This is a genomic window from Reyranella sp., from assembly GCF_050185545.1.
Taxonomy (GTDB): Bacteria; Pseudomonadota; Alphaproteobacteria; order Reyranellales; family Reyranellaceae; genus Reyranella.
Map to the genome: position 1 here is coordinate 1 of NZ_JBFWZI010000179.1, position 14,296 is coordinate 14,296.

Annotated in this window: 12 protein-coding genes; 6 read left to right on the forward strand and 6 right to left on the reverse strand. The window is 63.5% G+C overall.

Annotated features, from left to right (window positions below):
* Positions 1 to 92 precede the first annotated feature (92 nt).
* From AB7O82_RS30855 to AB7O82_RS30865, 3 genes are read right to left on the reverse strand one after another with little or no spacing between them, the layout of a single operon-like run.
* Positions 93 to 1,157, reverse strand: coding sequence for an alpha/beta fold hydrolase (locus AB7O82_RS30855; protein ID WP_428621004.1), 1,065 nt, complete (start codon positions 1,155 to 1,157; stop codon positions 93 to 95).
* On the reverse strand, positions 1,154 to 1,618 hold the full coding sequence (locus tag AB7O82_RS30860; protein ID WP_428621006.1) for a MauE/DoxX family redox-associated membrane protein: 465 nt from the start codon (positions 1,616 to 1,618) through the stop codon (positions 1,154 to 1,156). The genes AB7O82_RS30855 and AB7O82_RS30860 overlap by 4 nt, the downstream gene beginning before the upstream one ends.
* Positions 1,615 to 2,550: a class I SAM-dependent methyltransferase gene (locus AB7O82_RS30865; RefSeq protein WP_428621007.1), complete on the reverse strand. Its 936-nt coding sequence runs from the start codon at positions 2,548 to 2,550 to the stop codon at positions 1,615 to 1,617. Before AB7O82_RS30865 ends, AB7O82_RS30860 begins: the two co-directional genes overlap by 4 nt.
* Between AB7O82_RS30865 and AB7O82_RS30870 the strand changes: the two genes are divergently transcribed.
* Together AB7O82_RS30870 and AB7O82_RS30875 are read left to right on the forward strand one after the other, a co-directional pair.
* The gene (locus tag AB7O82_RS30870; RefSeq protein WP_428621008.1) at positions 2,533 to 3,252 is read left to right on the forward strand and encodes a response regulator; all 720 of its coding nucleotides are present in this window, start codon (positions 2,533 to 2,535) and stop codon (positions 3,250 to 3,252) included. The two genes, AB7O82_RS30865 and AB7O82_RS30870, sit on opposite strands and share 18 nt — an antisense overlap.
* Positions 3,253 to 3,284: 32 nt before the next feature.
* A complete protein-coding gene (locus AB7O82_RS30875) occupies positions 3,285 to 4,583 on the forward strand; it encodes an ATP-binding protein (RefSeq protein WP_428621010.1) in 1,299 nt (432 codons plus the stop codon).
* 447 nt (positions 4,584 to 5,030) lie between these two features.
* Here the strand turns inward: AB7O82_RS30875 and AB7O82_RS30880 are convergent, their stop codons facing one another.
* Complete coding sequence (locus AB7O82_RS30880) at positions 5,031 to 7,502, reverse strand: patatin-like protein (RefSeq protein WP_428621012.1); 2,472 nt, start codon at positions 7,500 to 7,502, stop codon at positions 5,031 to 5,033.
* Between the two features lie 586 nt (positions 7,503 to 8,088).
* On the opposite strand from AB7O82_RS30880, the gene AB7O82_RS30885 reads away from it, so the two are divergent.
* The 4 genes from AB7O82_RS30885 (at position 8,089) to AB7O82_RS30900 (ending at position 12,158) form a co-directional block, all read left to right on the forward strand.
* The gene (locus AB7O82_RS30885; RefSeq protein ID WP_428621014.1) at positions 8,089 to 8,502 is read left to right on the forward strand and encodes a Spy/CpxP family protein refolding chaperone; all 414 of its coding nucleotides are present in this window, start codon (positions 8,089 to 8,091) and stop codon (positions 8,500 to 8,502) included.
* Between the two features lie 52 nt (positions 8,503 to 8,554).
* Positions 8,555 to 9,208, forward strand: coding sequence for a cytochrome b/b6 domain-containing protein (locus AB7O82_RS30890; protein ID WP_428621016.1), 654 nt, complete (start codon positions 8,555 to 8,557; stop codon positions 9,206 to 9,208).
* A 251-nt stretch (positions 9,209 to 9,459) separates the two neighbouring features.
* Positions 9,460 to 9,678, forward strand: a complete 219-nt coding sequence (locus tag AB7O82_RS30895) for a hypothetical protein (RefSeq protein ID WP_428543549.1) — start codon at positions 9,460 to 9,462, stop codon at positions 9,676 to 9,678.
* Entirely contained in the window at positions 9,675 to 12,158 is a 2,484-nt protein-coding gene (locus AB7O82_RS30900; RefSeq protein WP_428543547.1) for a cation-translocating P-type ATPase, read from the forward strand. The genes AB7O82_RS30895 and AB7O82_RS30900 overlap by 4 nt, the downstream gene beginning before the upstream one ends.
* Before the next feature lie 55 nt (positions 12,159 to 12,213).
* Here AB7O82_RS30900 and AB7O82_RS30905 read toward each other — a convergent pair whose 3' ends face one another.
* Together AB7O82_RS30905 and AB7O82_RS30910 are read right to left on the reverse strand one after the other, a co-directional pair.
* Complete coding sequence (locus tag AB7O82_RS30905; RefSeq protein WP_428543545.1) at positions 12,214 to 13,587, reverse strand: ATP-binding protein; 1,374 nt, start codon at positions 13,585 to 13,587, stop codon at positions 12,214 to 12,216.
* Complete coding sequence (locus AB7O82_RS30910; RefSeq protein ID WP_428543543.1) at positions 13,584 to 14,246, reverse strand: response regulator; 663 nt, start codon at positions 14,244 to 14,246, stop codon at positions 13,584 to 13,586. Before AB7O82_RS30910 ends, AB7O82_RS30905 begins: the two co-directional genes overlap by 4 nt.
* Positions 14,247 to 14,296: the final 50 nt, after the last annotated feature.

Genomic DNA, 14,296 nt, shown 5'->3' on the forward strand with positions numbered 1-14,296 from the left:
CCTAGTTTGGTAGAGTAAAAGTCGAGTGCTCTGGCTTGATCATCTACTAACACGCTTGTTACGTAAATTCTCATGCTTGGGCTCCTGACACCTCAATACTGGGGGTTGTCGTCCAACTGGGTGAACGTTTCGATGACGCGCCGGTTGAACGCCGCTGGCTCGTCGAAAGGAATGTCGTGCGCGGATTGCGCGAACCAGATGATGCGCTTCTTCGGGGTCTGCAGTGTTTCAAAGTATTCCGCCGCAAGGTCGGCGTCCACGTGGCGGTCGTAACGGCCGAGGAAGAAGAACACCGGGACATCCAGGCTTGCGACCTCTCGCCGCAAATCGAAGACGAGCAGTTCCTGGTGCATGGCTTCGAGCGACTGGTGCATGCCGCGGACGATGCGAACGATTTCCCACGGCGTCACCAGTCCCCGGACAATGCCTTCGAGTGCGATGGCTGTGTGGTTGTGCCGCTTGAACGCGACGCCGTGATAGAGTTCCGTCACTCGCTGAAGCCGGATCACCGGATCTGGGTTTGAATACGGCGGCGGCCCGATCGCCCGCAATTCCTTTAGGGCGCGGCGATCGGCGCGTCGTGTCGCTTCAGCCAAGTCGTACGCGTATTCCCGCTGAATTTGCTCGCTGAACGAGACGACGGGTGCCACGCAGACAATCCCGAGGACCTTTTCGGGGTGTGCCCTGGCATAGAGCATTCCGAGGGCTGCGCCCCACGAATGGCCAATGATCAGAACACGATCGCGCTGATACTGCGATCGCAGGTGTTCGAGGACACGATCGAGATCTGCGATATGTCGCGCGATCGTCAGCGATGCCGCCGAGGCCTTGGGATCGAATGAGCGTCCCGCGCCGCGCTGGTCATAGTAGGCGACAAGAAATCGACGTTCCAGGTCACCGTTGAAATAGCGGAACAAGGGGCGCTCTGCCCCGCCGGGCCCGCCATGCAGCCAAACCAACAAGGGAGCATCGGCATGATCGCCGCGGACCTCGATGTAAAGGCGCGCGCCATCGACCTCGATGTGCGTGGAGACATCGATCGGATCGGCCGCTCGGGACGGCGCCTCCGGTCGCATGGTTGCGCACGCGCCGAGCGCCGCGTATAGACAAGTCGCCGAGGTGAGCGCGGCCAATGACTTGCAGAAACCCCCGGTCACTTGCGCGCAAGCCTCAGCAGCAGATATGCCGCGCCGGCGAGTGCCAGACTTTCTAGCGGCGAATACCACCGCAACGGACTCGCCAGGAAGACACCGAAACACCCACAGTTCTCTAGCGCCAGTCCGCGCCACAACGCACTAGCCAGCAGTAGGCAGTATCCGGCGTTCAGTGCAATCGAACCACGCGCCGCAGCCGCAAGCCGCCAACCGGCGAGCAGCCACCCGCCGAGCACAAGCTCCCCGACAGCGATAACGAATGCGATCGGAATCAGCAGCTGGTCCGCCAGGCCGAGGTGATAGGTCGCGATAATCTCGCCGAATCCGGGGATGTCGAGCCCTTTGCCGAGGCCGGTGGCCACATTGAGCACGCCAAGGAACATGCGCAGCAGAAAAAGAGGCACGTCCCCGGTGGTTGCGTTCTCGTATGCGCGTAGGGCTCTGTTCATGCTGTCGCCTTTCATGGTTTCCTTCCGATGAGAACGCGGCTCAACCAGTGCGACGGCGAAAAGGCGCCGCCGATGTCAAAGACCGCGATGTTTTCCAGGCGAGCAGCGCGCATCCACGCGATGGGCTGCTCGGCGACGATGTGCGCGTGGCGCCACTTCAACCGGATCAACCGGTCCGTGAGACCGTCGCGCGTCGCGACGATCACAAGCGGCGCTCCCGGCCGCAGCACGCGCGCCATCTCGGCGATTGCCTGCTGGGGATGCACCAGGTGCTCCAGTATGTGCGCCGACACCGCGGCATCGAAGGATGCGTCGTCTTGCGCTAGCCGGTGCGCGTCGACGCAGTGCATCTCAGAGGCAATGCCGGCCGCGGCGAGATTCGCATTCGCTTCGCGCAGCATGCGGGGTGCGACATCGAAACCGACGACTTCGCGCACGGGCAGCACTTCGGCAAGCGTGAGGCTCAGGATGCCGGTGCCGATCCCGCAGTCGAGTACCCGGCCGCCGGAACCCAACGACTGAAACCATCCCGCCGCCCGCAACCTGGTGAACAGGTGTGCATACGCCCTCGTATAACCGAATCGGTGCATGCGGAGGTGCCAGTGTGGCGCTGCAGCGTCATATCGGGTCGCCAGATGCGGATCGGGCTGGTATCCGCACGCGCGACGCTCATGCGGCGTGCTCGTACGGGTTTCCGGAGATGCAGTCCTGCTTCGCGGTAGGGTCATCGCAAGTCTCTCGGGTGCGGCCATCGCGCCGCGGGTGAGGCTGCACAGTAGGTGCCGAATGTCGCGCGTTGATGTTCTTGTGTGCTCGCGGGTTGTCACGGTCGGGATTTTCTTGGCAAACTGTTGCCAAGCACGAGCCAGCCACACTTCGCGACAAGATTGGACGGAAGGGGCCTGCGCGGCTGCGGTAGATTTCGCGACATGGAGAAACGACCCCATTTGTTGGTCGTCGACGACGACTCCGAGATCCGGAACCTCCTGGAAAGGTTTCTCACGAAGCACGGCTTCCGCATCTCCACTGCTGGTGACGGCAAGGAGATGCACAAGGCACTCGTGGAGTGGCGCATTGATCTCGTGGTGCTCGACCTGATGTTGCCCGGCGAAGACGGCTTGGCGCTTTGTCGCGAGCTGCGCGCGGGTCCCGACGTTCCGGTCATCATGCTGACCGCGATGCGTGAGGAGATCGACCGCATCATCGGCCTCGAAGTCGGCGCCGACGACTATCTGCCAAAACCATTCAACCCGCGCGAGTTGCTGGCGCGCATCAAGGCAGTCTTGCGGCGCACCCGCCGCGAAGCACGCGAGCCCGACATGTTGGCCGGCGGAGCTCTGCGCTTCGCGGGCTGGCAGCTCGATCCACTCGCGCGTCGCTTGACGGCGCCGGACGGGTCCGACGTGGAGCTGACGGGCGGGGAATTCGATCTCCTGGCCATTCTTGCGGGGCGTCCCGGGCGGGTGCTCAGTCGCGAGCAACTGCTCGACCTGACGCGCGGCCGCGATGCGACTGCGTTCGACCGTAGCATCGATTCACAGATCAGCCGTCTGCGTCGCAAGCTCGAGCTGGATCCGACGCGGCCGACGATCATCAAGACGGTACGCAGCAGCGGCTATGTCTTTACGCCCAGGGTGGAGGCCTTGTGAGGTTCTTGCCGCGAAGCCTGGCGCGGCAGGCGATGCTCGTTCTCGTCGCGGGAATGCTGCTTGTCACCGTATCCGGCGTTGCTGTCGCATTGCTCCGGGCCGCCCCGCCCGGTGTCGACGGCACCGAGGATCTCGTCGGCCGCGTCGGAACGCTGGTGGCTATTGCGCAGCAAGCACCCGTCGCGGTGCGGCCAACGATCTATGCGGCGGCGGCTCGGTCTGGGCTGGCTGTTTTCACGTTGCAGGACAAGGTCGACCCGACCTTCCCGGACTGGTGGACAGAGGGTCTCGCGCGCCAGCTAGCACGCGAGCTCGAACCGATCGGCGCGGCTGTGCTTGCGCTTGGTCACACGATGAGCGGCTCCGCCGAGCGGGCCGCGCATCTTGCCTCGCCGCATGGGCCCATTGTCGTGCGTGTCGCGCTGGCCGACGGGACACGCCTCGAGATCGTCACGCGGGGCGGCTGGTTTCCGTTGCAGGCGATCGGGCAAATCGTGCCGGCGCTCGTTGTTGCCGGCATTGGCCTCACAGCACTCGCTGCTTGGCTCGCGCGCCGCATCACGCGACCGCTCAGTGTCTTCGCGACCGCGGCGACCCGGCTCGGGACGGACATTGCAGCGCCTGCGCTCCCCGAGAGCGGCCCGAGCGAGTTGCGTGCGGCCGCACATGCCTTCAATCAAATGCAGCAGCGCGTGCGGCGGTTGATCGAGGATCGCGTCCAGATGCTCGGGGCCGTCTCCCACGACCTGCGCACGCCGATCACGCGCCTCCGCCTGCGCGCGGAGTTTGTCGACGATACCGAGCAGCAAGCCAAGATGCTCAAGGACCTCGACGAAATGGAAACGATGATCAGCGCCGCGCTGGCGTTCGCCCGTGAGGAAACGTTGGTGGAGCCCCGAGGCCGCGTTGACGTACGCGGGCTGCTCGACGAAATCATGGTGGATTTGATTGAATCGGGATATGCGGTGACAGTCTCCGGCCCGGAGTGCGCCGAAATCGGTGGGCAACGAACGGCACTCAAACGAGCGTTGCGCAACGTCTTGGAAAACGCTGTGAAGTATGGCCATCGAGTCGATGTGAGGCTTACCGCGAAGGCCAGAGATCTTGTAGTTGCGATCGAGGATGACGGGCCGGGCATTCCGGAAACGGAACTCGAGGACGTGTTCCGCCCCTTTTACCGCGTCGACCGCTCAAGGAACCGTCAAACCGGCGGTACGGGCCTCGGTCTCACCGTAGCTCGCTCTGTCCTGCGTGGCCATGGCGGCGACATCACGCTCGCAAACCGTCCCGAGGGTGGATTGATCCAGACGGTTGTGTTGCCGCGATTTTAGCTCCCCCAGCACGAGACAGCCGCCCCGTGAGGGCAGCTGAGTTACGCAACTTGGTCCCCAAGATGAGATGGTTGCGGGGGCCGGCATAGATCTCAAATTGCGATCTGCCGCTCCCAACGGTGATTTGGCGGTAGCGAGCTACTGCGGCCTGTTTCGCGCCGCCGCGTAGGCTTTTCAGTTGCAGGTGTTGGTTGCGAGGAGAGCGTGGCGCGGGCTTTCTCCCCTGGATCGGCGTTGCCTGCGAAGGCGAACGTCAAACGTTCGAATCGTATGGGGTGTCCCGCCATGGATGAAAGTGAGAATTACATACTGCCTGGGGCACTCTGAGGTTGGCGTCAGACTGTCCTAGGATGTCGGACACGGTCCAACTCTAACCTGCGCTATGTCCTCGGAATAGGCCATTGCCAAGGTCGGGGCGAGGGTTCGAACCCTTCGTCCGCAAACGCGTCACAGTTCGTCGACGGATTTGCGCAGCGCCGCGACTAGAGCAGCGCTGTTCGGCAAGTGGCTTTCCTCGGCGTCCAGGATTGTCCTGAACCCCTTTTTCTTCCACGCCCATGCTGGGCTGTCCCGGCGGTGCACATCGATCCCCGCCGAGTCGCAAACTATGTCGACCAGCCGGTCAAATGCATGCAGACGCCCGAGCAGGTAGTCGTTCTCCCGGTATGTGCGCGAGAAAAAGGCAGCGAAATGCCGAAAGCCCACTCCCCTGAGGCTCGCGGATCCACTGAAGTTACCGAGGCTCCGGGCGTCCTCTGGGCTGAGGCGGTCGACCAGGATGCGGTTGAACTCACCGCTCTCGTGCCCGGTCATCATCGGGAATGTAAGCACGTCCCAGAACGAGAAGCCCAGGTAGCTAACGAAGATGTCGCGGCGCGCGTGGACATTCCACTGGCTCGGATCCGTCTCGGCGAGAAGCGTATCGATGTCGGTCGAGCACGCTTCGAGATTGATCGCGCCCGCTAGCCGCTCGATCAGCAGGTCGAGTTCGTCGTGATAGCGCTCGGTGAATTGCCGAGCACGGCGTCGATCATCCTCTGTGCTACTGACTGGCGGTGCGGCCGGGAAAAGCCGCTCGACTAAGTCGCGGATCTCCGATTCGTCAGACAGGGCGCCCACCCGGTGCTCCAGCCGGCCAAGGCAATCGTAAAATGCCCCTTTCAGCTTATCGACGGCGGTCGGGTCGAAGCCTTCGAATGGCGGCTGGTCGAGCATCTGGTAAAGACGGTTTTGTCCCTCGATCAGGAAATGCAGGCGCCGTCTGGCATAGTCGATGTCGAAGGCGCGCAGGAACCCAACCCATCGCGCTGGTGGCACGCCGGCACTAGCGGCGTCCGACCGGGCCGGTGGCTCGCCGCGGCCATCGTAGTGCCGGCCCGTAGCGGCGGCCCACGCGTCGACGATTGATGCGATCGTGTACCCTAGCGGCGAGCGGTGCGGCACGCCTCGCAGGTCGGCAATCAGACCGGAGACGAAGGTGCGCGCTGAGGCGAGTTTAAGCCCGACATAGCCTTCGTAGGCGAACCCGGCATCGCGAGCGGCGCGCAGGTTCGCCTCCTTTCGCCACACGCCGACCTGTGCCGCCGTCAAGTATGCGTCGAACGGCACAGTCACAATGCTCGAGACAAGGTGCACAACTCGCGGCCGGGCCTCTTCGATGATCTCGCGCAAACGATCGATCCGATCGTTGAACGCATCTACCCAGTTCAGTTCGTCGGTCACCGGCTGCGTGCTCGGCAGGTCCGACAGGGCGCCCTTCAGCATGGTGAAGAAGCCAGGCTCGCTGTGGCGCGCCGGCGCCCCCTTGCCCGCAGGGTCAGCGTCGACATAGACCAGCCGCCGGTCGACTTGGCGATGGGCTGGGCGCCCTCTGATAGCCGAGATGGCTTGGCGGAATGGCCGATTGTTGAGCACACCGCCGTCGATGAAGTGGGCGGCGGTTGGGTCGACGTTCAACCTTATGTAGGGTGCGAAATTGTGCGAGATGAAATCGGCGCGGCCGGTCCAGTGGATACCCTTGCGCGCCAGCATCGAGTCCATTTCGACGATCCGGGCTGGCGGGAACATACCGGGGAACGATGATGTCGCGCGCGCGGCGAACGCGAGGCCCGGCACGCCCGGCAAATCGAAATCACTCTCTACGTCGCCGTTTGGCCGCCTTCCGTAGTGGAACCGCAACACGTGCCTGTGCTCGCGCTCGTGGATCAATGGTGGTTGGTGGATGCGGACCAGCTGCTCATAGCCGTAATGGTCGGTGAGAGTGATGAACAGGTCGAGTGTATGGCCGGAAGGCAGCAGAGATGCCAGACGGTCCCGCGGCGGCCCCATCGCGGCCAGTGCGTCGTACAGCAGCTCCGCCATGTGCGCTCCACTGAGCGGCGGTTTGAACCAGCGCGAGCGCACGAAAAGCGACAGGTTGCGGCGGAGTTCGGGATCGACGACCGAGCGCCCGGCGGTGGTCTTTCCCAGCGCCCAGACGGCTGGCTTGAGGAACCACTTGCTCCAGGCGCCGGCGCGTGCCTCTGGCGCCAGAAGCTCGCCGATGTCAGCGCCGTCGAGCCACAGGTCGCGCAGGCTGCCCATCGGCAGGTCGTGGCTCAGAGCTCTCGCCAGCATAGCGGCATTGATTCCGCCAGCCGAGGCGCCGGCGATGATGTCAACGACGACGCGAAGCTCGACCGTACGGCCGACATCACGCAAGAGGTCGAAATAGGCACCTTCGGTGTCATACTCCGGGTCGGCAGGGTCAAACTTGTCGAAGAACGAAGCCTTGGCGCGCTCGCTGCGATTCTGGATTGCATGCAAGGCGCTCGATGCGCGCACGAGCTTCAGGATTTCCTTAGTGGTCCCGTGCATGTAAATGGCCAGCGATGCCCCGCCGAAGCACACCAGGGCAATTCGGAGTTCCTTCTCTCTCATGGCTGCGGGTCGTTCGCGCGAGCGGGACAATCATCACGGGCTTGGCAGAGGACAGAGAACCACCGGAGCCGACCGGTATGTCGGATCAAGTCGGCGCCGCGGCGAGCCCGGTCGCAATCATAGGCACTGATTCTCAAATTCATGGTGCTCCAGACCCACCACTGAAGCGGCGTCGCAGGGCCAAGCTTAGCGCAATTGGGCTGCAAAGTGACTGGCATCTCTTCTAGCAGGCTGCTTTCGGTCTGGATCGGCGGCGCAATAAAGGAATCCGGCGGCGCCATCACCGCAGTGCCACGTAGCACGGACAACCAGTGGCCACGACAAGGTAGAGAAGGCTGGGAGCGCCTTCCGTCGCGGCGCCTTCCTGTCTCACTCCTCGCAGCGAGGAGGATCGCATGAGGGCTGTTGATACAGATCAAGGCCGCCTTCACGCGATGCAATGAGAAAGGGAGCTCCAGAAAGGAGACCAGCAATGCTCGTCTCTCTGAGGCGCTTTGTCGGCAGTGCCCTACTGCCAGCATCTATCTCGGTGGCCATAGGCGTCGCCCAGGCGCAGCAGCCGCCCTCCGGCAAGATGGGCCAGGGCATGATGCGGCAAGGCATGATGGACCAATGCCACCAGGCCCAAGGCATGATGGGAATGGGGCCTATGGGAATGATGTACGGTCCCGCTCTCGACAACCACCTCGACCATATAAGGGCGCAGCTTGGCGTCACGGACGCGCAGTCGGCGGCGTGGAACTCCTATGCCGGCGCGGTGAAGGCCCGGGCGTCGACCATGGAGAACATGCGCGAAACCATGAAGCAAGCGATGCGATCCGGTACCGCGGTTGCTCGCATGGACGCCCATATCAAGGCAATGGAAGGCATGACGGAGTCGCTGAAAGCGCTCAAACCGGCGACCGAGGCACTCTATGCCGTGCTGACGCCGGAGCAGAAGCAGAAGGCGGATGCGCTCCTCGGTACAGGTGCCATGATGTGCACCTTCAACACACCGTGACGACCAACCCGAGCGCGATGCCATGGCGCGCGCGCCTTTGGAGACCCGAGCGATGACCACCCAAGGTCGAACCTTACAGGAGCCGATCGAGATACAAGTGTGGGACCCGTTCGTGCGGGTGGCACATTGGGCAATCGCCATTGGCTTCTTGATCGCCTACTTCACCGAGGATGATCTGCTGACCGTCCACGTGTGGGCGGGGTATGTCGTGGGCGCGCTGGTGCTGCTGCGCGTGGCGTGGGGGTTCGTGGGGCCGCGCCATGCCCGCTTTGCCGACTTCGTGTGCGGGCCGCGCACGGCGTTTGCCTATCTCTGGGATCTCCTTCGGTTCAGCGCCAGACGCTATGTTGGGCACAGCCCGGCTGGCGGCGCCATGGTGGTCGCGCTTCTGCTGTTCTTGGCTGGGACCGTGGCGTCAGGCCTCGTGCTGTATGCGGAGGATCGCGGCGCCGGACCGCTCGCGCCATTCTACACACAAGGGTCCTCGGCGGCAGCGGCTGGCGCCGCCAAGGCCTCCAACGGAGATGAGGACGAGGGCAAGCAGCGCAAGAAGCGCGAGAGCGCCTTCAAGGAGATCCACGAGGTACTCGCCAACGTGACTCTCGCCCTCGTTATCGTTCATATCCTGGGCGTCGTCCTGGCGAGCTTCGTCCATCGCGAGAATCTCGCTCGCGCGATGATTACGGGCCGCAAACGCCGAGAGTAAGACTGGGAGTGATCGGCTCACGAGAGGGCGGCTACGGTTTTGCGCCCCGGGGCCCTGAAGATGGTACCAAAAGCGCCAGACATGGCGGCGCGGCGAGTATCCTCCCGCAGGCTACCCGGCCTTGTACAAGCGAGGGCATCACCCGCCGCTTGGTTGGATCGACCTGTGTTGACCACTCAATGCTGGCATGTGCCTCGCTATCGTGCAATCGGTCTTCAAATGATTGCCGCAACCACAAAGTCGGAGGCGTGATGACCAACGAAGTCACTCACGATCCATGGAAGTGGGTGGCGCTGGTGGTGTGCAGCGGGCTTCTGCTGTCAGCCCCCTACATGGCGGGCCTCGTCCACATGCTTCATCTTGTGGCGCCCGACCTCGGGACGTACGGCTTCGTCGATGCGATGAGCATCATGCCGGCGCTCGACGGCCCGATCGCGCTGTTCCTTCCCAACAGCCTTGGACTGCAATGAAACGCGTCTTCCAGATCGACCGTGTTGCCGGCCTTTCAGACGCCGATCGCGGTCTGACGTCCCTAGAGGTCGAAGAGCGGCGGCGCCTATACGGCGCCAACGACATCCTGCGTGACCAGAGATCCGGATGGGCTGACATCGTTCACGACACCGCGCGCGACCCTATGCTGTGGTTTCTTGTGGCAACGGCGCTGCTGTTCGCGGCCCTCGGCGACTACACCGAAGCGGTCGTCCTCGGGCTGGCGTTGCTACCCATCGCTGGCATGGATGCCTACCTCCACCGGCGCACCCGGGCCACGGCGGAAGGGTTGGCGGGGCGGCTCGCTTCCACAGCGCAGGTCCTGAGAGAGGGTGTCGTCGCGAAGATCGCGGCGATTGATATCGTTCCCGGCGATCTCGCCATCGTTCCTGCAGGAGAGCCTTTCCCCGCCGACGGATTCATCGTCGCCGGAGCAAATCTGCAAGCCGACGAATCGGCATTGACTGGTGAGGCCATGCCGGTGAGGAAGCACCCTTACAGGTGGCCCACGGCCGAGCAAGGCGAAGTGACGGTCGATGGCGAATTCTGCGGAGCTGCAGGCACTCGGCTTCTGACCGGCGAGGCGCGCCTGCGGATCATTTCCACCGGTAGCGAAACACTTTACGGCGAGATCGTCCGCTCGGCTCGGGAAGGCCAACACGAGAAAACGCCGTTACAAGACGCAATCAAAAACCTCGTCACCGTGCTGGTCGTGGCGGCCCTCGTCGTCTGTGTCGCCCTCGCGGCAACCCGGTTGTACCAGGGATTTGGAATCGTCGACGCGTTCATGAGCGCCGTCACGCTCGCCGTGGCCGCCCTTCCAGAGGAATTTCCAGTGGTCTTCGCTGTCTTCCTCGGTGTTGGCGTCTATAGGCTGGCGCGCCGGCAGGCGTTGGTGCGGCGCTCAGTCGTCGTTGAGAATATCGGGCGGATCACCTGCATCTGCTCCGACAAGACCGGCACGATCACGGAAGGCCGGCTGCGGTTGACCCATCTCCTGCCCGCGGACGGCCATGCCCCAGACGAACTTCGGCGAGTCGCGGCAATTGCCTCGCGAGCCGAAAGCGGCGACCCCATGGATATGACGATTCTCGGGGGAATTCGCCTGCAACCCGGCGAGCGCCTCGCGACTTTTCCGTTCACCGAAGACCGCCGGCGCGAGGTCGGTGCGGTTCGCGAAGACAGCGGTACGGTGGTGATTGCCGCAAAGGGCGCGCCGGAGACGATCCTTGGCATGAGCAAAGTATCCAGGGCTGAACGCACGGCCTGGATCAAGAAGACCGAGGAACTCGCTGCTGGTGGCCACAAAGTGATCGCCGGGGCCTACAGGCGATTCGTCCAGTGGTCGGGCGGCGAACCCGAGCAGGGCTACTGTTTCGCCGGTCTACTGGCGTTTGAAGATCCTGTTCGGGAAGGCGTCCGGGAGGCTGTTGCCAAGGCGCGGGCGGTCGGCATCCGCGTGATCATGGTCACGGGAGACCATGTGGCAACCGCCCGCGCCATTGCCCGCGAGGCAGGAATCGGCGGCGATAGCCCGGTCGTCATCGAGGGAACCGATCTCGCCGGGCGATTGAGCCGGCACGGCCAGCGCGGGATCCAGGAACTCGACGCGGTCGCGCGGGCGATGCCTTCGCAAAAACTGGACCTGGTGCGCGCGCTGAAATCCTATGGCGAGATCGTGGCAGTGACCGGCGATGGCGTGAACGACGTCCCTGCTCTCCAGGGCGCCGATGTCGGGATCGCCATGGGCGAGCGCGGAACCCGCACCGCGCGCGAAGTGGCCTCCATCGTCCTGCTCGATGACAATTTCCGCACCATCGTCCGGGCCATCGCCGAGGGCCGCCAACTGTTCCACAATCTCAAGCTGAGCTTTGCCTTTCTCTTGATGGTGCACATACCGCTCGTGGGGACGGCCGCCTTGATCCCGTTCGCGGGCTTTCCGTTGCTCTATCTGCCTCTCCATATCGTCTGGCTCGAACTCATTATTCATCCGGTGGCGCTGCTGGTCTTTCAGGAGCTGCCAGCGTCGGACGAACTCGAAAGCATTCAGCGCCATCTGAAAGTCCGGTTCTTCGATTGGCGTGAGTGGACCCTGATCGCCATCGTCGGAAGCGTCGTAGGTGTCATAGTCGTCGGCGGCTATGTGCGCAGCCTGGGTGTCGCACATGATGTCGAGCATGCCCGGACCATGGCTTTGGTCGCGCTCGTTCTCGCAACCGCCGCGATCACGGCGGGGCTCAGCCGGCTGCGATCGCGAAGTGCAATTGCAGCCGTTCTCATCACGGTGGCGTCGGCGGTGATCCTCTCGCAGACCGCGTCGATTGCTGCCCTTCTGCATCTGCGGCCGCTCCACTGGGATGACTGGTTCCTGGCAGGATGCAGTGGGTTGCTTGCCGGCTCTCTCGCCATTCTCCTGCCGTCGATCAAACGCAAACAACGAACCGGCACCGGACACCGCTAGTGCGCTACGAGCAGTCGCACAGTATGTGACTTTAAGACTCGCTTGGTTCTTGTCGTCAGCAGCGTCTGTTCGAGGAAGCCTCCGACCGCTCCCTCCCCGATGGCCTGCGCAAGGAAAACCTCGCCTCAAAGCCGCTTTGCCGCCCCGGCAATGGAGATGTGAGAATCAGCTCGCCGCCGACGCCGGAGGCAATGGCGTTGGCGATGGCAAGGCCGAGACCCGAACCCTCGGCGCCGGTACGGCCCCGCTCGAACGGCTGCGACAGGCGCGTCAGCAGGCCGGGCGGAACGGGCGGCCCTTCATTGGAAACGGTCAGCACACCGCCGTGCGAAAGAGCAACGGTTACTGGCGCGTCGGGGGACCCATGCTTGAGGCCGTTCTCGACGAGGTTTCGCACGACAATGGCGAAGGCGTCAGCATCGATTCCAGCCAGCACCGGCGTTTCCGGAATGTCGAGAGCGATCCGCTCGGCTGCACCGGGGTTCCGCATCATTTCGTCGGCAACCATCTTCGTGACGCTTGCGATATCGGTCGTCTGCTTGCCCTGGAGGCGGCCGCCCTCGGCCCTCGCCAGTTGCATCAGCTTTTCAGACAGCCGTGAAAGGCGCCGCAGCGCTTCCTCGATCTGCAGCGCACGGTTGCGGGCGGCGGTGTCGTTCGTTTCGGCGATCAGCCTTTGCGTCTGCGCCAGCGCAGCGGCAACAGGCGTGCGCAGTTCATGCGCAGAATTGGCAGTGAAACTCCGCTCCGCATCCAGAGCGCGGCCCAATCTGTCGAGGAGATGGTTCACGGCGTCCGCGATCGGCCCGATCTCGGACGGCAGGCCAGCGGCTGGAATGGGACTGAGGTCGCCACTGCCGCGCGCTTCGATTCCCCTCCGCAGGTTCCTGACCGGCGCCATCGAGACGCGCACAACGCCCCACACGACGACAAGGCTGAGGGGAATTAGCAGGACCAGCGGCCAAGCGAGGCCAAGGAGAGCTTCGTTCGCCGCCTCGCGGCGATGGGCAAGTGGTTCCGCCACGGCGATTGTGATCGTGCCTTGCAACGCGGCGTCGAAGTACACCCTGTGGGTTGGCGTGTCGATGAATCCCATCTTGTGAATGGGAGGAAACACAGCGTCATCGGCGCGGTGCGAACGCAGCAGCACAGTACCGCGCGCATCGCGTACCACGTAAGTGAAGTACTCGTCGTGCTGCCTCAGCGTGGCGATACGCTGGGACGTGTCGCCTTCCTCGCGGCCGAGGATATCGAGCACGGCAAGCGGGAGAAGCCGCTGGGCCGTCTCCTCGAGCGCGCTGTCGAACACTCTGTTCACCTCGTGGTGCAGCCTTTGCGCTGTCACCACGGCTGCAACGATCCAGAGGAGCGCGACGCCGAACCCCAGCCATAGCGAAATCCGCCACTGCAGGCTGCGCGGCGCCGTCACGCGGCACGTCCCAGCCGGTAGCCGACACCGCGTACGGTCTCAATGACGCCGTGTCCGAGCTTCTTGCGCAGGCGACTGATATGCACCTCGATTGTGTTGCTCTCCACTTCCTCCCCGAAGGAATACAGCCTCTCCTCCAGTTGTGCTTTGGACCGAATCTGGCCGGGGCGCTGCACGAACGCTTCGAACAGGGCCCACTCACGCGCAGTCAGGTCGATGATCCTTCCAGCACGGAGGATCGAGCGTGCGGCGAGGTCGATCTCCAGGTCTCCGATCCGGACGAGAGGATTGGGGTTCCCGGCATAGCGGCGCGCGACAGCGTTCAGCCGCGCGGCCAGTTCGGAGAGGTCGAAGGGCTTGACCATGTAGTCGTCAGCCCCCGCATTGAGCCCCTCAATGCGGTCGGACAGTTGATCGATCGCGGTCAGGATGATGACCGGCGTGACGTCGCCCCTGGCGCGAAGGTCGCGCAGGAGTCCAATACCCCGGCCATCGGGCAGCATCAGATCCAGCAGAAGCAGATCATAGGCGGCGCTGGCGATGTGGTCACGCGCGACATCGAGCCGTTTGACCCAGTCCACCGAGTGTCCATCGGAGGCGATCTGATCGCGCACGGCCGCACCAAGAATTGTATCATCCTCGATCAACAGAACCCGCATAGTCTCATTCTGGCCAGTTCCTACGTTCGCTGGCCAAACCTCAAACTAAC